The following is an 18914-nucleotide window of genomic DNA, read 5'->3' on the forward strand; positions in this document are numbered from 1 at the left end:
ATGCGCATTCTCCAGGTCAGCGCCGAACTCTTTCCCCTGCTCAAGACCGGTGGTCTCGCCGACGTGGCGGGCGCGCTGCCGATCGCCCTCATGGCGGCCGAACAGGACGCGCGGGTGCTGCTGCCGGGCTTCCCGGCCATTCTGGCTGGCGTGCGCGACCTGGTTCAGGTGGCGGAGTTCGCAGCGCCGTGGGGCGAGCGCTTCAGTTTGCGCGCAGGCCGCATCGTGATCGACGGCAACGCGCCAATCCCCGCTTACGTGATCGACGCGCCGGCGCTGTACGACCGGCCCGGCAATCCTTACGAAGACACGACGCGCCAGCCCTATGGCGACAACCACCGGCGCTTCGCGCTGCTGGGCTGGGCTGCGGCGCAGCTGGCGGAGGGGCTCGATCCAAGCTGGCAGCCGGAGGTTGTGCATGCCCACGACTGGCATGCGGGGCTCGCGCCGGCGTACCTGCATTTCGCGCGGCGGGCCGGTGAGCCCCGCGTGGGCAGCGTGTTCACGGTGCACAACCTGGCCTACCAGGGCATCTCCGCGCCATGGAATTTTGCTGACCTCGGTTTGCCGGGGCCGGCGTTCCACATGAACGGCCTCGAATACCACGGGCAGGTGTCGTTCATGAAAGGCGGCCTCTATTTCGCGGACCGGCTGACCACCGTGAGCCCGACCTACGCGCGTGAAATCCAGACGCCCGAGCAGGGCTTCGGGCTCGACGGCCTGCTGCGCCTGCGCGGCGACGTGCTCACGGGCATCCTCAATGCGGTCGACGACAAGGTCTGGAACCCGGCCATCGACGCCGCGCTGGTGCAGGGCTATCACACGCCCGAAGGCCGCCACATGGCGGGCAAGGCGCGCTGCAAGGCGGTGCTGCAGCACCAGCTGGGCCTGGCCGAGCGCCCCGACGCGCCGCTGTTCATTCTCGTGAGCCGGCTCACCGAACAGAAGGGCCTGCATCTCGTGCTCGGCGGGCTCGATGCCCTGCTGGCCGAGGGCGGCCAGCTTGCGCTGCTGGGCAGCGGCGAAGCGTGGCTCGAGGAAGCCTTTCGCCAGCGCGCCGCGGCGGCGCCGCAGTCGGTCAGCGTCACCATCGGCTACAACGAAGAATTGGCGCATCAGCTCTTCGGCGGCGGCGACGTGACCCTGGTGCCGTCGCTGTTCGAGCCCTGCGGCCTCACGCAGATGTACGGCCTGAAATACGGCAGCCTGCCGCTGGTGCGGCGCGTCGGCGGGCTGGCCGATACGGTGGTCGACAGCACGCTCGAAGACCTGGCCAGCGGCGACGCGACCGGCTTCGTGTTCGACCGCTTCGATCCCGCCGATTACAACCGCGCGCTGCGGCGGGCCTTCGCTCTCTACCAGCGCGCGCCCGACTGGCGCCGCGTGCGCGGCAACGCCATGCGGCGACCCGCCGACTGGGGCACGGCCGCCGCGCAGTACATCGACGTTTACCGGCAGGCACTCGAGCCTGCGGGCACCTGATTGCGCCACGGCGCACAACCCCACAACCCTTCTTCACCGAAGCCCATGACCATCAAAGACTTCGCCTATGATCATCCCGACCGCGACGTGGCCGCCTTCAAGCGCGCAGTCGCCAACAAGCTGATCTACGCCGTCGGCAAAGACCCCGTGGCCGCGAGCCAGGACGACTGGCTGAACGCCACCGCACTGGCCGTGCGCGACCAGCTGGTCGAGCGCTGGATGGCGACCACGCGCGCCAACTATGCGCAAGACCTGAAGCGCGTGTACTACCTCTCGATGGAGTTCCTGATCGGGCGCACCTTCACCAACGCGCTGCTGGCGGTCGATCTCTACGACACGGTGCGCGATGCGCTGGCCGACTTCGGCGTGGACATGGCGGCGCTGGCCGAGCGCGAGCCCGATGCGGCGCTCGGCAACGGCGGCCTCGGCCGGCTCGCGGCCTGTTTTCTCGACTCGATGGCCACGCTCGGCGTGCCGGGCATGGGCTACGGCATCCGCTATGAATACGGCATGTTCCGCCAGCGCATCGTCGACGGCCAGCAGGTGGAAACGCCCGACTACTGGCTCACGCGCGGCAACCCGTGGGAGTTCCAGCGGCCCGAGGTCAACTACCGTGTGCGCTTCGGCGGCCACGTGCAAAGGCGCGAAGGCACCAACGCTCCCTACGGCGCGGCCGACTGGGTCGACACGCACGATGTGCTGGCCGTGGCCTACGACACCATCATTCCGGGCTACGGCACGCAGGCCACCAACACGCTGCGGCTGTGGTCGGCGCGCGCCACCGAGGAAATCGATCTTTCGGCCTTCAACCGCGGCAACTACATGCAGGCGGTGGAGAGCAAGAATCACTCCGAGAACGTGTCGCGCGTGCTCTACCCCGACGACTCCACGCCCTCGGGCCGCGAGCTGCGGCTGCACCAGGAGTATTTCTTCTGCAGCGCGAGCGTGCAGGACCTGCTGCGGCGCTACCTGCGCAACCACAAGACCTTCGACCAGCTGGCCGACAAGGTCAGCATCCACCTGAACGACACGCACCCGGTGCTCGCGGTGCCCGAGCTCATGCGCCTGTTGCTCGACGAGCACGGCCTGGCGTGGGACGTGGCCTGGGCCCATACGCAGAAGGTGTTCAGCTACACCAACCACACGCTGATGCACGAGGCGCTGGAGACCTGGCCGGTCGAGATGCTCGGCCGCATCCTGCCGCGGCACCTGCAGATCATCTACGACATGAACGCGAAGTTCCTCTCGGCCGTGACGCAGAAGGCGGGCAACGACGTCGAGCTGCTGCGCCGGCTGTCGCTGGTCGACGAAGCGGGCGAGCGCCGCGTGCGCATGGCCTACGTGGCGGTGCTCGCGAGCCATTCGATCAACGGCGTGTCGGGCCTGCATTCGGAGCTCATGAAGCAATCGATCTTTGCCGACTTCGCGAAGATCTTTCCCGAGCGCTTCAACAACAAGACCAACGGCGTCACGCCGCGGCGCTGGCTCGCACAAGCCAACCCGCCGCTCGCGAGCCTGCTCGACCAGCGCCTGGGCAAGGGCTGGCGGCGCGACCTGTCGCAGCTCGATGCGCTGCGGCCGATGGCGGTGCAGCCCATTTTCGCGCGCGCCTTCCGCCACGCCAAGCGCGAGAACAAGCTGCGCCTGGCCAATTGGGTGGAGCAGCACATGGGCATCGTGCTCGACACCGACGCGATGTTCGACGTGCAGGTGAAGCGCATCCACGAATACAAGCGGCAGCTGCTCAACGTGCTGCATGTGATCACGCGCTACCACCGCATCCTCGATGCGCAGGCCGCGGGCGAAACCCTCGACATCGTGCCGCGCGTGGTGGTGTTCGCGGGAAAGGCCGCATCGGCTTACCACATGGCCAAGCTCGTGATCCGGCTGATCAACGACGTGGCGAGCACCATCAACGCCGATGCGCGCGTGGGCAAGCTGCTCAAGGTGGTGTTCCTGCCCAACTACAGCGTGAGCCTGGCCGAAGTGATCATGCCCGCGGCCGACCTGTCGGAGCAGATCTCGACGGCGGGCACCGAGGCCTCGGGCACCGGCAACATGAAGTTCGCGCTCAACGGTGCGCTCACCATCGGCACGCTCGACGGCGCCAACGTGGAAATGCGCGACAACGTGGGCGCGGAGAACATCTTCATCTTCGGGAACACCACGCCCGAGGTGGCGGACATCCGCGCGCATGGCTATCAGCCGCGCGACATCTACGAAGAAAACACCGAGCTCAAGCGCGTGCTCGATGCGATTCGCGACGGTGCGTTCTCCCACGGCGAGCCGGCGCGCTACCAAGGCATCTATGACGCGCTCGTGAACTGGGGCGACCATTACCTGCTCTTGGCCGACTACGCGAGCTACGTCGCGAAGCAGGCCGAGGTCGATGCGCTGTACCGCGACTCGGACGCATGGACGCGCATGGCCATCCTGAACGTGGCGGGCATGGGCGCGTTCTCTTCGGACCGCACCATTGCGCAGTACGCGCACGAAATCTGGAAGACGAAGCCGGTGGTTCTGGGCTGAACCGGGCTAGCCGATGCGCAGGGGCGGCATGCGCCGGCGTATTGGCTGTGACTTGACGATGGCCGTGTGCGTCTCGGCCTTGTCGGCGATGCGGTCCAGCACCTGGTCGAGCTGCTCGATGGAGCGCACGAACAGGCGCGCGATGTAGCAGTCCTCGCCGGTGACCTTGTCGCACTCGCTGAATTCAGGCGTGCTTTCGATCAGTGCCTGGACGGCCTGCAGGTGGCCGGGCAACGGACGGATGCGAACGATGGCCTGCAGCTGATAGCCCAGCGCCTTCGGGTCGATATCGACGGTGTAGCCGCGGATCACGCGGCGCTCTTCGAGCCGCCGGAGGCGCTCGGAGACACTCGGCGACGACATGCCGACCCGGGCCGCGAGGTCTTTCAGCGAGATGCGTGCGTCCTGCTGCATCACATCGAGAATCTTTTGTTCGACCTCATCCAGCATTTCAGATCCTTTGGAGGCAAGGCGGCTTCGCCTTGTTTTTTAAGCCTCGAATAGATTTTTCCCTTCGGAAAATCATAGGCCTTGCGCGCATTCGGTGGCAACCTGAGGCTTGCTCCACACAAACTTCGGTCATGCAAAGACAACTGCGAGGTGCGCTCGAAATGAGCGCGGCGATGGTAATTTCCGGAACCATCGGTTGGTTCGTCGTGCGCTCCGGCCAGCCGCTGGTCGATTTGCTGTTCTGGCGCTGCGCTTTCGGCGCCGCCACGCTGCTCGCGGTTTGCGCCGCGCTCGGGCTGCTTCGCAGGCGCTTGCTGACGCTGCGCGTCGTCGCGCTGGCGGCATTGGGCGGTGCAGCGCTGGTGCTCAACTGGCTGCTGATCTTTGCATCGTTCTCGCACGCGTCGATCTCGATTGCGACGGCGGTCTACAACGCCCAGCCGTTCATGCTGGTGGGTCTTGGCGCGCTGTTCTTTTCGGAGCGGTTGACGGCGCCCAAGCTGGCGTGGCTCGGCATCGCGTTCGCGGGCGTCCTGCTGATCGCCGAGGCCAAGCCGGGCGGCGGCACGGGCGGCACCTCGTACTTTCTCGGCATCCTGATGGCGTTGGGGGCGGCATTTTTCTATGCCATTGCAGCCATCGTTGCGAAGCAGCTCGACGGCACGCCGCCGCACCTGATCGCGCTCGTCCAGGTCTGCGTGGGCATCGTGCTGCTGGCACCGTTCGCCAACCTGGCGCAATTGCCGAAAGACGGCGCCGTGTGGGGCACGCACCTGGCCATGGGGGTCGTCTACACGGGGCTGGTTTTCACGCTGCTCTACGGCGCGATCCAGAAGCTCCCGACGCACATGGCCGGCGCGCTGTCGTTCATCTATCCGGTGGTGGCGATCGGCGTGGATTACCTGGCCTTCGGCCAGCGGTTGCATCCAGCGCAGCTTCTCGGCGCGACCGCCATTCTGCTGGCCGCCGCAGGCATGACGCTGGGCTGGACACTGCCGGGCCTGAAGAAACGCGAAGCATCGACGCCCGAATGAGCCGGGCGGCCTTCTTGCGTCAGCGCGAATTCGGCGGTGCCGGATTCGCTGCAGGCGCGTCCGTCACGAACCCGATGCGGCTCAAGCCCGCCTTGTTCGCAATGCCCATCAGCGCCACCACCTTGCCGTAGGGCACGGTCTGGTCGGCGCGCAGCTGGACTTCGGTGTCCTTGCTGTCGGCGGCGGCTTTCTGCAGCCGGCTCGCCAGCTCTTCGTCGGTGACCGCCTGGTCGTTGAAGAAGACCTTGCCCGATGCATCGATCGATACGCTCACGAACTTGGGCGTGTCGTTGGGCTGGCCGGCGTCGGTCTGCGGCAGGTCGAGCTTGATCGAGCTCGCCATCAACGGCGCGGTGATGATGAAGATCACCAGCAGCACCAGCATCACGTCGACCAGCGGCGTGACATTGATGTCGGACAGCGGCCGCTGTCCGCCGGCGCCGGTCGCGCGTCCGCCGCCAGCGGCGCTGCTGCCGAGCGAGGTGCGACCGAAGGCCATGCGTGTGTGCTCCGTTCGATCAGACCGGCATCGGCCGTGCGGGCGGCGGCGCAGCCGGTGCTGGCGCACTGCCGAAGCTGCCGAGCAGGTCGTGCGCAAAGCCTTCGAGCTCGGCTTCGACGCGGCCGATGACGCGGCCGAACACGTTGTAGGCCAGTACGGCCGGAATGGCCACGGCCAGGCCGAAAGCCGTCATCACCAGCGCCTCGCCCACGGGGCCCGCCACCTTGTCGATGGTGAAGCCGCCCGTCTGGCCGGCAATGCCGGAGAGCGCACCGTAGATGCCCCACACCGTGCCGAGCAGACCGACGAAAGGCGCCGTGGCGCCGACCGTGGCAAGCAGGATCTGGCCGGACTGCAGGCGGCGCAGCGCGCCATGCAGCGCCCCACGCAACACCCGCGTGAGGCGCTGGTTGCGGTCGCCCGCAGCGCCGAGCGTCGCACCCTGGACGTCCGCGGCTGCGTTCTTGATGGCGCTCACCGCCGGCAGCACCAGCGTGGCGCGGTCGAAGGCCTTGAGCCGCTGCTCCGCGTCGGCCAGCGTGGCCGACTGCCAGAACGCCGCAATGCTGCGCAGCACGTCGCGCGTGCCGCCGCGCAGCAACCAGGCTTTCCAGAGAATGACGACCCAGCTCGAAATCGACATCGCCAGCAGCAGCGCGGCCACCGAGCGGCTGACGCCGTCGCCATGGGTCAGCAGTTCGAGCACGGTCATTGTGTTTTTTTCAGCGCAGGCCGAGCACGTCGAACATGTCGAAGAGGCCCGCCTTCTGGCCCGCCAGGAAGCGCACCGCGCGTAGCGCGCCCTGTGCGTAGGTCACGCGGCTGGCCGACTTGTGGGTGATTTCGATGCGCTCGCCGGTACCGGCGAACAGCACGGTGTGGTCACCCACGATGTCGCCGCCGCGGATGGCGGAAAAGCCGATAGTGGAGGGGTCGCGCTCGCCGGTGATGCCTTCGCGCGCGTAGACGGCGCATTCCTTCAGGTCGCGGCCCAGCGCGTCGGCGATGACCTCGCCCATCTTGAGCGCGGTGCCCGAGGGCGCATCGACCTTGTGGCGGTGGTGCGCCTCGATGATCTCGATGTCGTAGCCCGTCGACATGGCCTTGGCCGCCATTTCGAGCAGCTTGAAGGTGACATTGACGCCCACGCTCATGTTGGGCGAAACCATGATCGCGATGTCCTTCGAGATCTCTGCGATTTCGGCCTTTTGCGCGTCGCTGAAGCCGGTGGTGCCGATCACGGCCTGCACGCCGAGTTCACGGCAGATGGCCAGGTGCGCGAGCGTGCCTTCGGGGCGCGTGAAGTCGATGAGCACCTGCGCATCCTGCAGGCCGGTGCGCAGGTCGGAGACGATCGGCACGCCGCTCGTGAAGCCGAGGAAAGCGGCTGCGTCGGCACCGATGGCGTCGCTGCCCGCCATGTCGAGCGCGCCGGCGAGGCGGCAATCCTGCGCCTCGCGCACGGCCTCGACCAGCATGCGGCCCATGCGGCCCGACGCTCCGGCAATCGCAATGCGCCGCAGGGCGGGCGTGGACGACTCGGAAACAGGAGAAGAAATGGATTCAGTCACGCGGATTCAGCCTTCGAAATTGGGGCATGGGGACCGGCACGCGCCCGCCTGACTCGGCGGGTGCGCCCGCCCTCGCTGGTTGGCGCGTGCTCAGCGCGCCGCTTCGAGCGGGGGGTACGCCGCCGGCAGCGGCGGCTGGCTCGCAGCCGTGGTGGTGGCGTCGGCCTTTTTGCTGGCGTCTTCCTTGGGGGCGAATTTCTTGAGCTCTTCTTCCGAGGCCTCGAGCGGCGGAACCTTGCCGCTCTTCTTGCGGGTATCGAGCGTGGCGACGAATTCTTCTTCGCTGGGCATCGGGTCGCCCTCGAAGCGTTCGAGCAGCTCGCCGTTGAAGAAGACGGTCAGGCGGCGCTCCTGCGGATCGACGCCCTGGCGCTTGATCGTGAAGACGTAGTCCCAGCGATCTTTGTGGAAAACGTCGGTCAGCAGCGAAGTGCCGAGGATTTCGCGCACTTGCTGGCGCGACATGCCGGGCTTGAGCGCCTCGACTTGTTCCTTCGACACGAAATTACCCTGGACCACTTCGACCTTGTAGGGCGTGATGGCCGCAAGCGCACCCCGCGTGCGATCGCTGAAGCCGCTGCAGGCGCTGAGGCAGAACGTCGCGGCGACGGCCGCAGCCAGCAGCCACGGACGGCGTTGGAGAATGGCAGGCATGGGAGAAAAAGGGGGTAGCGATATGATCGGCCATTGTAGCGGCTGGCCTCTGGGAGGCCCGCCTGCAGCACTGGGCGCAGGAACCATCATGGCCAATATCGACGAACTCAAGAATACCGGCCTCAAGGCCACATTGCCACGCCTGAAGATCCTCGAGATCTTTCAAACCGGCAGCCAGCGCCACATGACGGCCGAAGACGTGTTTCGCGTGCTGCTGAACGAGCACTCGGACATCGGCCTGGCCACCGTCTACCGCGTGCTGACGCAATTCGAACAGGCGGGCATTCTCGAACGCAGCCATTTCGAGAGCGGCAAGGCGGTGTACGAACTCAACGAGGGCACGCACCACGACCACCTGATCTGCACGTCGTGCGGCAAGGTCGAGGAGTTCTATGACGCCGAGATCGAGCGCCGCCAGCAGATGATTGCCAAGGACAAGGGCTGGATCCTTCAGGACCACGCCATGTCGCTCTATGGCCTCTGCGGTGACTGCGTGAGCAAGCGTTAGGCCCCCCGGCTTTTCACTTCGCTTCGCTGCGTGTAACTCCACCCCCCGAGGGGGAGGCGCGGCCCGCCTTGGGGCGGCCCGGCGGCGGCCGCATCGCTCCGTCAGTCCCCGTCGCGGCCGTTTTCCATGGCCTTGTGGTGGCGCGCCACGAAATCGGCATAGGTGTCGATGCCGCGCAGCTGCAGGATCGAGTTGCGCACGGCGGCTTCCACCAGCACGGCGATGTTGCGGCCGGCCACCACCTGGATGATGACCTTGCGCACGGGTATGCCCAGCACGTCTTGCGTGAGCGGCGCCGAAGGCATGCGCTCGTAGTCGCGCTCGAAGCTGTCGCGCCGCACCAGGTGCACGATGAGCTTGAGCCGCATCTTCCGGCGCACCGCCGTCTCGCCGAAGATCGCGCGGATGTCCAGCAGGCCGATCCCGCGCACTTCGAGCAGGTTCAGCAGCAGGTCGGGGCAGCGGCCTTCGATGGTGTTCTGGTTGATGCGGTACAGATCGACCGCGTCGTCGGCCACCAGGCCGTTGCCGCGCGAGATCAGCTCCAGCCCGAGTTCGCTTTTGCCGAGCCCGGATTCGCCGGTGATCATGACGCCCATGCCCAGGATGTCCATGAACACGCCGTGCATCGAGGTGCGTTCGGCGAAGTGCTTGGACAGGTAGGCCCGCAGCAGGTCGATCACAAAGGCCGACGACTCGCGGGTGGCGAACAGCGGCAGCTGGGCGCGCTCGCAAATCGATAGCAGTTCGTCCGGCGCGGCCTGGCCGTCGGCCAAGACCAGCATCGGCGGCTCCAGCGTGACGATGCGGGCAATGCGGCGAGCGCAGTCTTCTTGGCTGCCGCGCGTGAGGTAGGCCACTTCGCGGGCGCCCAGGATCTGCACGCGATAGGGATGGATGTAATTGAGGTAACCGACCAGATCGGCCGCCGACTGGGCGCGGCTGATGACTTCGGGATCGAATTGGCGCTCGGAGGCACCGAGTCCTGCGAGCCACTCCCAGCGGAGCGACCCGCGGAATTCCTCGAACATGGCATCGGCGCTGATGACGGTCGGCTTCATGCGTGCGGGAGATGGCGCTCAGCGCCTAGTGTTGGAGCAGGCCAGAATAACCCGGAACCGGCGCTGCGGGGCCGCTGGCGCGGCTCCTGAAGGGTGCGCGAAGCACCTCTACGCGACTTGCGTGGACTGCCAGCCGGCAATGAGCCCGTGCAGCGCGGCGGCGTCAGTGCTCGACTTGATCTGCTCGCGCAGGCCGGCGTCGCTCAGCAACTCGGCAATTTCGGAGAGGATTTCAAGGTGCTTCTGGGTGGCCGCCTCGGGCACCAGCAGGAAGATCAAGAGGCCGACAGGCTGCTCGTCCGGCGCGTCGAACCCGATCGGGTTCGCCAGCTGGAAGACGGCGGCCATCGGTGCCTTGAGGCCCTTGATGCGGCCATGCGGAATGGCAACCCCATGGCCCAGGCCGGTGGAGCCGAGCCGCTCGCGCGCAAACAGGCTGTCGGTGATCAGGGCACGTCCGAGGCCGTGAAGGCTTTCGAACAGCAAGCCTGCTTCTTCGAAAGCACGCTTCTTGCTCGTAGCGTCAACGCTCACGAGGACTTGAGCGGGCGGCAGGATGGACGCGAGGCGATTCATGGTGGGTGCGTGGCGGGGGCGATTATGCACCTGCTTGGTAAAAACCCCACTCCCCTTTACTTACTTTTTATCTACATGTGGCCCGGCAGGCCGTGGGTCAAGGGCAGAAAACGACGTAATAAAAAGCAAAAGCCGCCCGTAGGCGGCTTGCGCAGGGGTCGGCCGCAGCCTTCCCGTGCCTACATCACGCGCTTGGGCGCTGCGTGATGGTGGTCTTGCAGGCGGTCCTTGTGGCGCACCACTTGGCGGTCGAGCTTGTCGACCAGTTCATCGACCGCAGCATAGAGATCAGCGTGGCTCGATTCCGCGAACATGTCATTGCCCTTGACGTGAATGTTGCATTCCGCCTTTTGCCGGCGTTCCTTTTCCTTCTGCTTTTCCACCGTGAGGATCACCTTCACATCGACCACCTGGTCGAAATGCCGCGTGATCCGGTCCAGCTTGCTCGTGACGTAAGTGCGCAAGGCAGGTGTGACGTCGAGGTGATGACCGCTGATCGTCAAATTCATGAAAGACCTCCTGGAATTGACGGTTGGGAAATGACCAGCACTCCGGAATGAAGCGTGGCCGGCGAAATACATATGGGTGCGGGGGAAAGGAAGAGAAGAGGGGGAGAAAGTGAGAAGAGAGGAGAAGGTCGATTCACTATGCCCAAGCTGTCACGGTATTGCAATACCTGACATGCCCGGGGGGCTTCAACTCCAGGCCGCGCGCATGCGGTTGCGAAGGTCGATCACGGCCGCCGGCGGCGGCACCGCGGGAGGCCGCTCCGGTGGCGGCGGCCAGGTCTGTTGCTCGAAGCCGGCAAGATCGCGTTCGGAGATGAATCGTGTGCGGTTGGCATAGAGATGCCGGTCGCCCCGCACGGCCTGCTGCGTCACATAGAAGCGCTGCGGCACCAAGAGGTGCAGATGGTCGCGCGCCCGCGTCATCGCGACATAGAGCAGGCGCCGTTCCTCTTCGAGTTCGTGCGCACCCTGCGCCACGTCGGCCGGCAGGCAGCCATCGACCACGTTGAGCACATGCACCGAATTCCACTCCTGCCCCTTGGCCGAATGGATGGTCGAGAGGATCAGGTAGTCCTCGTCGAGCAATGGCGGGCCGGGACGGTCGCTGGTGGCCTCGGGCGGATCGAGCGTGAGCTCGGTCAGGAAGCGCTCGCGCGAGCCGTAGCCCGACGCGAGCCGTGCCAGTTGTTCGACGTCGCCGCGCCGTACGCCCGAAGGGTCCTCGTAAAGCCGCTCGAGATGCGGCAGGTACCAGCGAACCGCCAATTCGACATCGGCCGGCCAAGGCAGAGACGGCGCTCGCAGCGCGGCATAGGCCTCGGCAAACACCGCCCACTCGGCGCGCGCAGCCGGTGGCGGGACGAAATCGCGCACGGCCGCCGCGGGGTCGGCCGCGGAGTCCATGGCATCGAGCAGCCGCGCGCCCGTGGCCGGTCCGATGCCCGGGATGAGCTGCGTGACGCGAAAACCCGCCATGCGCCCGCGCGGGTTTTCGGCGAAGCGCAGCACCGCGAGCAGGTCTTTCACATGCGAAGCCTCGAGGAACTTGAGGCCGCCGAATTTCACGAACGGAATGTTGCGGCGCGCGAGTTCCAGTTCGAGCGGCGCGCTGTGCGTGGAGGTGCGGAACAGCACCGCCTGCGACCTGAGTGCGAGGCCGCCTTCCCGGTGCGCCAGCACCTTGTCGGCCACCCACACCGCCTGCTGCGCCTCGTCGGGCACCAGTACCAGTTGCGGCCGCCCGGCTGAGGGCTTGTCGGTCCAGAGCGTCTTGGCATGCCGCTCGGTGGCCTGCGCGATGACCCGGTTCGAGACATCGAGAATCGGCTGCGTCGAGCGGTAGTTGCGCTCCAGCGTGACCACGCGCGCCGCCTGCGAAAACTGTGACGGAAAGTCCAAAATGTTACGGACCGTTGCACCGCGGAACGAGTAAATCGACTGTGCATCGTCGCCGACCACCGTCACGCCGCGCCCGTCGGGCTTCAGCGCGAGAAGAATCGAAGCCTGCAGCAGGTTGGTATCCTGGTATTCGTCGACCAGCACGTGGTCGAAGCGTGCGCCGATCAGTCCGGCCAGCGAAGGCTCGGCCACCATGCCCGCCCAGTAGAGCAACAGGTCGTCGTAGTCGAGCACGTTCTGCTGCTGCTTGGCTTCGACGTAGGCGCCGAATAGGCGCTTGAGCTCGGCCTCCCACTCGGCGCACCACGGAAAGGACTCCGCAAGCACCTCGGGCAGCGGTGCGCGCGTGTTGACGCAGCGCGAATAGATCGAAAGGCAGGTGCCCTTGCGCGGAAAGCGGTTCACGCTCGACGACAGGCCGAGGTCGTGGCGCACCAAGCCCATCAAATCCTCTGCGTCGCCACGGTCGTGGATCGTGAAGTTGTCGTTCAGGCCGATGTGCGCGGCGTACTCGCGCAGCAGGCGCGCACCGATACCGTGGAAAGTGCCGGCCCACGGCAGCGCAGGGGGCTTTTCGGACTTGAGCCCCAGCACACGCGCCAGCACCTGGCCCGCGCGGCGCTCCATTTCCTGTGCGGCGCGGCGCGAGAAGGTCAAAAGCAGCAGCCGCTGCGGATCGACGCCGCCGGCAATGAGGTGCGCCACCCGGTGCGCCAGCGTGCTGGTCTTGCCGGAGCCCGCCCCGGCGATCACCAACAGCGGACGCTCGTCACGGCCGACCAGCGTGCCGATGCCATGCTCGACCGCGGCGCGCTGCTCGTCGTTGAGGGTGGCGAGCGCGGCGGCCAGGCGCTCGGCCTGAGTCGCACCGGCGGCGGAAAAAACGGGGAGCGCAGCGGTCTGCATGGCCGTGACTTTACTGTATGTCCATCCAGATCGGCGGCCTGCCGTCACATGGCCGATGACATAATCGCCGCTCGCTGCAACTGGAGACCGCATCATGGAAACCGCCCCGTCTCGGCAGCTTTCAACTCCCCTTTGACGCCTGCTTGCCGGGCCTGGGAATTGAAAGCGCCCCTCCCTCGCCCCATCGCCTCAGTCATTTCACGGGAGTGAGCCATGCTCAATATCTTTACGCTCGCCAACGGCCGCCTCGTCCAGGAAGAGATCGAGTCCCTGGAGGAGCTTTCCAAGTTCCAGCCGATCTGGGTCGACCTCGAATCGCCCACGCTCGAGGAAAAGCGCTGGATCAAGCAGTACTACGGCCTCTCGATTCCAGAAGACGCGATGGACGAGGACATCGAGGAGTCGGCCCGCTTCTATGAAGAAGACAACGGCGAACTGCACATCCGCTCCGACTTCCTGATCGACGACGACGAAGACCCGCGTTCGGTGCGCGTGGCCTTCATCCTGAACCAGCACAACACAGAGCTTCGCAGCCGCGGCGTGCTGTTCTCGATCCACGACGAAGACGTGCCCGTGTTCCGCCTGCTGCGCATGCGTGCGCGCCGCGCGCCGGGGCTCATCGAAGACGCGAAGGAAGTGCTGCTCAAGCTGTTCGACGCCGACGCCGAATACTCGGCCGACACGCTCGAGAACATCTACGACGAGCTCGAGATTGCCGGCAAGAAGGTGCTCGAAGGCAACGTCAGCGACGAGCTGGCCGGCGAAGTGCTGGGCGCCATTGCGCGGCAGGAAGACTTGAACGGCCGCATCCGCCGCAACGTGATGGACACGCGCCGCGCCGTGAGCTTCATGATGCGCAGCCGCATGCTCAACGCCGAGCAGTTCGAAGAGGCACGGCAGATCCTGCGCGACATCGAATCGCTCGACAACCACACCGCCTTCCTGTTCGACAAGATCAACTTCCTGATGGATGCGACCGTCGGTTTCATCAACATCAACCAGAACAAGACCATCAAGATCTTTTCGGTGGCCAGCGTGGCGCTGCTGCCGCCCACACTGATCGCGAGCATCTACGGCATGAACTTCAAGCTCATGCCCGAGCTCGACTGGTCGCTCGGCTACCCCTATGCGCTGGCGCTGATGGCGGCGAGCGCGCTGGTGCCGATGTGGTACTTCCGCCGGCGCGGCTGGCTCAAGTAGCGGCGGGCGTTTCGGGAGAAGAAGGCAGCGTGGCGAGCCATGCGCCGACGAGCGCGAGGCTGTAGCGGCTCGCAACCTCGGCCACGAAGCGCGTGAAGTCCCCGTGCGCCGCGTCGTCGGCGCGGTCGGAGATGGTGCGCACCGCCGCGAAGGGCACGCCGTAGTCGTGGCATGCCTGTGCCATCGCGGCGCCTTCCATTTCGACCGCGAGCGCGTCGGGCAGGCTGCGCCGCAAGACAGCGCTCTCGGCGGCCGTCGAGACGAAGCGATCGCCGCTCACCAGCAAGCCCCGGTGCACCTTCGGCGACCGAAGGCCGAACTCATCGACGGCCTTTTGCCCAACCAAAGCCACCGGATCGCGCAACGCTTCTTCGGCAACGGCCATCAACGAATTGCTGATCGCGGCGTCGGCCATGAAACGCGAAAGGCCCATCAGCGGCACCTCGTACTTCGGGAAGATCGGCGAGGCGTCGAGGTCGTGCTGCAGCAGCTGCGTTGCGACCACCACGTCGCCGACGTTCACGCCCGGCGCGAGCCCGCCCGCAACGCCGGTGAAGACGATCGCGCGCACGCCGAAGCGCTCGAGCAGCACCGTGGCCGTCACCGCCGCCGCGACCTTGCCGATGCGCGACAGCACCGCGACGATCGGCTGACCATGCAGATGGCCGACCCAGAAGTCGCGCCCCGCGGCGCGCACGCGCTGCTCGTCCGGCATTTGCGCGAGGAGCGCACTCAGCTCCTCGTGCATGGCAGCGACGATGGCGACGGGCGCGCTCATCGGCTACTTGATGTCCACGCCGTAGAAGGTATGGCGGCCGAAGGGGCTGAGCTTGAAGTCGACCACTTCCTTGCGCACCGGCTTCAGCTGCACGGCATGGGCGATGGTGAACCAAGGCGCCTGCTCCTTGAAGATGACTTGCGCCTTCTTGTAGAGCGCGTCCCGGTCGGCCTGCTTGGTCGTGCTCTTGGCCTTCAGCACGAGATCTTCGTACGGCTGATAGCAGAACTTGGAGATGTTGCTGCCGCTCGCCGATTTGGCCGAGGAACAGCCCAGCAGCGTGTAGAGGAAGTTGTCCGGGTCGCCGTTGTCGCCGGTCCAGCCCAGCATGCCCATCTGGTGCTCGCCGGCCTGCAGGCGCTTGCGGTATTCGCCCCACTCGAAGCTCTTGATCTCGGCCTTGACGTTGATCTTGGCAAGGTCGGCTTGCATCAGCTCGGCGATGCGCTTGGCGTTCGGGTTGTAGGGCCGCTGCACGGGCATGGCCCAGAGATCGGTCGAGAAGCCATCGGGGAAACCGGCTTGCGCCAGCAGCTTCTTTGCGGCCTCGGGGTCGTACGGATCGTCCTTGACCGCGTCGTTGTAGGACCACATGGTCGGCGGAATCGGGTTCTTCGCAGCCACGCCCGTCGACAGGTACACGCCGTCGATGATGGCCTTCTTGTTGATCGCCATGTTGATGGCCTTGCGCACGCGCACGTCGTCGAAAGGCTTCTTCGTGGTGTTGTACGAGAGATAGCCCACGTTGAGGCCGGGCTGCTCGAGCAGCTGCACGTTCGGGTCCTTGCGGATCGCGTCGAGGTCCGCCGGGTTCGGGTACGGCATGACGTGGCATTCGCCCTTCTGCAGCTTCGCCCAGCGCACAGAGGCATCGGGCGTGATCGCGAACACGAGGTCGTCGATCTTCGCCTTGCCGCCCCAGTACTGCGGGAAGGCCTTGAAGCGGATGACCGCGTCTTTCTGGTACTGCACGAGGTAGAAGGGACCGGTGCCGACCGGGTCCTGGTCGACCTTCTCGGGCGTGCCGGCCTTCAGCATGGCAATGGCGTATTCCTTCGACTGGATGCCCGCGTACTGCATCGCGAGGTTGGCAAGGAACGGCGCCTCGGCCTGGTTGAGCGTGACCTTCACGGTCAGGTCATCGACGCGGTCCACCGACTTGAGCAGCTTGGGCATGCCCATGTCGTTGAAGTAGGAGTGGTTCTGGCTCGTGACCTTGAAGAAGGGATCGCTCTCCTTCCACTGCCGCTCGAGCATGAAGATGAAGTCGTCCGCGTTGAAATCGCGCGTGGGCTTGAAGCTCTTGCTGGTGCTGTGCCACTTCACGCCCTTGCGCAGGTGAAAGGTGTACTGCGTGCCGTCGGCCGAGATGTCCCATTTTTCCGCCAGCCCGGGCACGACCTTGGTGCCGCCGCGCTCGAACTCGACAATGGTGTTGTAGACCTGCGTGGTCACGTCGAACGAAGTGCCGGTGGTGTTCACGCCCGGATAGAAATTCTCGGGACTGCCCTCCGAGCAATAGACCAGCGTCTTGGCGGACACGGCGCCCGAGGCCAGTGCGAGCGCGGCGAGTGCCGCCGGCGCGAGCAGCGCGGCAAGCCTCGGCGAGCGACGCGAAACGAATGGCTGAATGGTCTTCTTCATGGCAACTCCTTGGGACACGGTTGAAGTGAGCTAGGGGTTCATCGCCAAAGGCGCGACGAACGGCGGGGACAAGGGCACATCGGCGCTGACCGGCGGCGCGCCGTCGAGAAACTTCTCGGCGTAATGGCAGGCCACCAACCGCTCGTCGAGCGCGCGCAGCAAAGGCCTCTCTTCGCGGCAGCGCTGCGTCACGTGCGGGCAGCGCGTGCTGAAGACGCAACCCGAAGGCGGGTTCAGCGGCGACGGCAGCTCGCCCTTGAGCACGATGCGCTGGCTGCTGAGACCGGGCGTGGAGGCCAGCAGAGCCTGCGTGTAGGGATGCAGCGGACGCGCGAAGATGCGCGCCTTGGGCCCCTGCTCCACCGCATGGCCGAGGTACATCACGAGCACGTCGTGCGCAATGTGCCGTACCACGCCGAGGTCGTGCGAAATGAAGAGATAGGCCAGGCCCAGTTCGGCCTGCAGGTCGGCCAGCAGGTTGAGCACCTGCGCCTGGATCGACACGTCGAGCGCCGACACCGGCTCGTCGGCCACCAAGAGGCGCGGCTCCAGCATGAGCGCGCGCGCAATGGCAATGCGCTGGCGCTGGCCGCCCGAGAACATGTGCGGATAGCGGTTCGCGTACTCGGGCCGCAGGCCCACGCGCGCGAGCATCTCGCGGGCCTTGGCGGCGCGCTCGGGCTTGCCGAGCGCGGTGTTGATCGCGAGCGGATCTTCGAGCACGGCGCTGATCTTCTTGCGTGGGTTCAGCGAGCCGTACGGGTTCTGGAACACCAGTTGCACGGCCTGGCGCAGCTCGCGCCGGTGCTCGGCCGGCGGGCTCACGGCATCGTGGCCGACCAGTGTGAGCTGCCCCGCGGTCGGCTTCTCGATCAGCGCGACCATGCGCGCGAGCGTGGACTTGCCGCAGCCCGATTCACCGACCACGGCCAGCGTGCGGCCGCGTTCGATGCGAAACGAGATATCGCCCACCGCGCGCAATTGCGCGGGCGCGCGGAACAGGCCGCGCCGCACTTCGTAGGTGCGCTGCAGGTTGCGCGCCTCCACGACAACATCACCCGGCATTGCGCTCATGACAATGCCTCCACCGCTTTGGGCCGGTCCGCCTCGATGGCCGCCATGCGCCCGGGCTCGCCGAGCGGGAAATGGCAGCGCACTTCGGCGCCCTGCTGCGATGCAACCGCGCGCAACGCCGGACGCACGTTGCAGGCTTTCGTCGTCGCATAGCTGCAGCGCGGCGCAAAGAGACAGCCCTCCGGCCGGTCGTGCACGCCTGGCACCACGCCCGCGATGGTGGCAAGCCGGCCCTCGGGCGCGGCACGTTCGGGCAGCGCGGCCAGCAGCGCTTCGGTATAGGGATGCTGCGGGTTTGCAAAGAGCCGGTCGACGCGTTGCTGCTCCATCACCTGGCCCGCATACATCACGGCAATGCGCTGCGCCATTTCGCTGACCACGCCCATGTTGTGCGTGATGAGCACCAGCGCCATGCCGCGCTCTTTTTGCAGCTCGCGCAGCAGGTCGAGAATCTGCGCCTGGATCGTCACGTCGAGCGCGGTGGTCGGCTCGTCGGCGATCAAGAGGCGCGGGTTGCAGGCAATGGCCATCGCGATCATCACGCGCTGGTTCATGCCACCCGAAAGCTGATGCGGATAGCTGCCGAGGCGCGACGACGCAGCGGGGATGCCGACCTGTTCGAGCAGTTCGGTCGCGCGCTTCTTCGCCGTGCGTTTGTCGAGATGCAGGTGCAGCCGCAGCGTTTCCATCAATTGGAACCCGATGGTGAAGCAGGGATTGAGGCTGGTGGTCGGCTCCTGGAAGATCATCGCGACCTCCTTGCCGACCAGCGTGCGGCGCGCCTTGTCGGAAATGCCGAGCAGCTCCTTGCCCGCAAAGCGCATGTGGTCCGCGCGCACGCGGCCCGGAAAGCCGACGAGGCCCATCAGCGCCATCATCGTCACGCTCTTGCCTGAACCTGATTCGCCGACGATGCCGAGCACCTCGCCCTCATCGAGCGAAAGGCTCACGCCGTCGACGGCGTGCAGCACGCCGCCTTGCGTCGGGAATTCGACGTGCAGGTCCTTGATGTCCAGAAGCATCGTCACAACACGACCT

Annotated in this window: 18 protein-coding genes; 5 read left to right on the plus strand and 13 right to left on the minus strand. The window is 66.1% G+C overall.

The genetic code is table 11. The annotated features are described in order from the left end of the window. Nucleotides 1–1482: a glycogen synthase GlgA gene (gene glgA, locus QFZ42_RS23330; RefSeq protein ID WP_307703246.1), complete on the plus strand. Its 1482-nt coding sequence runs from the start codon at nt 1–3 to the stop codon at nt 1480–1482. Nucleotides 1483–1527: 45 nt separating this feature from the next. After that, complete coding sequence (locus QFZ42_RS23335; protein WP_307703247.1) at nt 1528–4011, plus strand: glycogen/starch/alpha-glucan phosphorylase; 2484 nt, start codon at nt 1528–1530, stop codon at nt 4009–4011. A 6-nt stretch (nt 4012–4017) separates the two neighbouring features. Here QFZ42_RS23335 and QFZ42_RS23340 read toward each other — a convergent pair whose 3' ends face one another. Then, nucleotides 4018–4461, minus strand: coding sequence for an Lrp/AsnC family transcriptional regulator (locus QFZ42_RS23340; protein ID WP_307703248.1), 444 nt, complete (start codon nt 4459–4461; stop codon nt 4018–4020). 131 nt (nt 4462–4592) lie between these two features. On the opposite strand from QFZ42_RS23340, the gene QFZ42_RS23345 reads away from it, so the two are divergent. Further along, on the plus strand, nt 4593–5495 hold the full coding sequence (locus QFZ42_RS23345) for a DMT family transporter (RefSeq protein WP_307703249.1): 903 nt from the start codon (nt 4593–4595) through the stop codon (nt 5493–5495). A 19-nt stretch (nt 5496–5514) separates the two neighbouring features. Here the strand turns inward: QFZ42_RS23345 and QFZ42_RS23350 are convergent, their stop codons facing one another. The 4 genes from QFZ42_RS23350 to QFZ42_RS23365 form a co-directional block, all read right to left on the minus strand. Continuing rightward, complete coding sequence (locus QFZ42_RS23350; protein ID WP_307703250.1) at nt 5515–5994, minus strand: ExbD/TolR family protein; 480 nt, start codon at nt 5992–5994, stop codon at nt 5515–5517. 19 nt (nt 5995–6013) lie between these two features. Further along, the gene (locus QFZ42_RS23355; RefSeq protein ID WP_307703251.1) at nt 6014–6709 is read right to left on the minus strand and encodes a MotA/TolQ/ExbB proton channel family protein; all 696 of its coding nucleotides are present in this window, start codon (nt 6707–6709) and stop codon (nt 6014–6016) included. A 10-nt stretch (nt 6710–6719) separates the two neighbouring features. Then, nucleotides 6720–7568, minus strand: a complete 849-nt coding sequence (dapB, locus tag QFZ42_RS23360) for a 4-hydroxy-tetrahydrodipicolinate reductase (RefSeq protein ID WP_307703252.1) — start codon at nt 7566–7568, stop codon at nt 6720–6722. Nucleotides 7569–7658: 90 nt separating this feature from the next. Continuing rightward, nucleotides 7659–8222: an outer membrane protein assembly factor BamE gene (locus tag QFZ42_RS23365; RefSeq protein WP_307703253.1), complete on the minus strand. Its 564-nt coding sequence runs from the start codon at nt 8220–8222 to the stop codon at nt 7659–7661. Nucleotides 8223–8310: 88 nt separating this feature from the next. Here QFZ42_RS23365 and fur point away from each other — a divergent pair, with 88 nt between their 5' ends. Beyond that, on the plus strand, nt 8311–8730 hold the full coding sequence (gene fur / locus QFZ42_RS23370; protein ID WP_108141380.1) for a ferric iron uptake transcriptional regulator: 420 nt from the start codon (nt 8311–8313) through the stop codon (nt 8728–8730). A 101-nt stretch (nt 8731–8831) separates the two neighbouring features. Here fur and hprK read toward each other — a convergent pair whose 3' ends face one another. The 4 genes from hprK to QFZ42_RS23390 form a co-directional block, all read right to left on the minus strand. After that, nucleotides 8832–9791 (minus strand): HPr(Ser) kinase/phosphatase, encoded by a 960-nt coding sequence (gene hprK / locus QFZ42_RS23375; protein WP_307703254.1) that lies wholly within the window; start codon nt 9789–9791, stop codon nt 8832–8834. A gap of 108 nt (nt 9792–9899) precedes the next feature. Continuing rightward, entirely contained in the window at nt 9900–10367 is a 468-nt protein-coding gene (locus tag QFZ42_RS23380) for a PTS sugar transporter subunit IIA (RefSeq protein ID WP_126748816.1), read from the minus strand. A 179-nt stretch (nt 10368–10546) separates the two neighbouring features. Beyond that, on the minus strand, nt 10547–10876 hold the full coding sequence (gene hpf / locus QFZ42_RS23385; RefSeq protein ID WP_126748817.1) for a ribosome hibernation-promoting factor, HPF/YfiA family: 330 nt from the start codon (nt 10874–10876) through the stop codon (nt 10547–10549). A 186-nt stretch (nt 10877–11062) separates the two neighbouring features. After that, nucleotides 11063–13180 carry an ATP-dependent helicase gene (locus tag QFZ42_RS23390; protein WP_307703255.1) on the minus strand — a complete coding sequence of 706 codons (2118 nt, stop codon included), beginning with the start codon at nt 13178–13180 and terminating at the stop codon, nt 11063–11065. A 213-nt stretch (nt 13181–13393) separates the two neighbouring features. On the opposite strand from QFZ42_RS23390, the gene corA reads away from it, so the two are divergent. Next, nucleotides 13394–14380, plus strand: a complete 987-nt coding sequence (gene corA, locus QFZ42_RS23395) for a magnesium/cobalt transporter CorA (protein ID WP_126748819.1) — start codon at nt 13394–13396, stop codon at nt 14378–14380. Here corA and QFZ42_RS23400 read toward each other — a convergent pair. From QFZ42_RS23400 to QFZ42_RS23415, 4 genes are read right to left on the minus strand one after another with little or no spacing between them, the layout of a single operon-like run. Then, nucleotides 14373–15158, minus strand: a complete 786-nt coding sequence (locus tag QFZ42_RS23400) for a 5'-methylthioadenosine/adenosylhomocysteine nucleosidase (protein WP_307703256.1) — start codon at nt 15156–15158, stop codon at nt 14373–14375. The genes corA and QFZ42_RS23400 overlap by 8 nt on opposite strands. Nucleotides 15159–15161: 3 nt before the next feature. Further along, nucleotides 15162–16802, minus strand: a complete 1641-nt coding sequence (locus QFZ42_RS23405; RefSeq protein WP_307703257.1) for an ABC transporter substrate-binding protein — start codon at nt 16800–16802, stop codon at nt 15162–15164. Between the two features lie 30 nt (nt 16803–16832). Continuing rightward, nucleotides 16833–17876, minus strand: a complete 1044-nt coding sequence (locus tag QFZ42_RS23410) for a peptide ABC transporter ATP-binding protein (RefSeq protein ID WP_307703258.1) — start codon at nt 17874–17876, stop codon at nt 16833–16835. Beyond that, the gene (locus QFZ42_RS23415) at nt 17873–18904 is read right to left on the minus strand and encodes an ABC transporter ATP-binding protein (RefSeq protein WP_307703259.1); all 1032 of its coding nucleotides are present in this window, start codon (nt 18902–18904) and stop codon (nt 17873–17875) included. The genes QFZ42_RS23410 and QFZ42_RS23415 overlap by 4 nt, the downstream gene beginning before the upstream one ends. Nucleotides 18905–18914 lie beyond the last annotated feature (10 nt).

It is taken from the genome of Variovorax paradoxus, from assembly GCF_030815855.1.
Taxonomy (GTDB): Bacteria; Pseudomonadota; Gammaproteobacteria; order Burkholderiales; family Burkholderiaceae_C; genus Variovorax; species Variovorax paradoxus_M.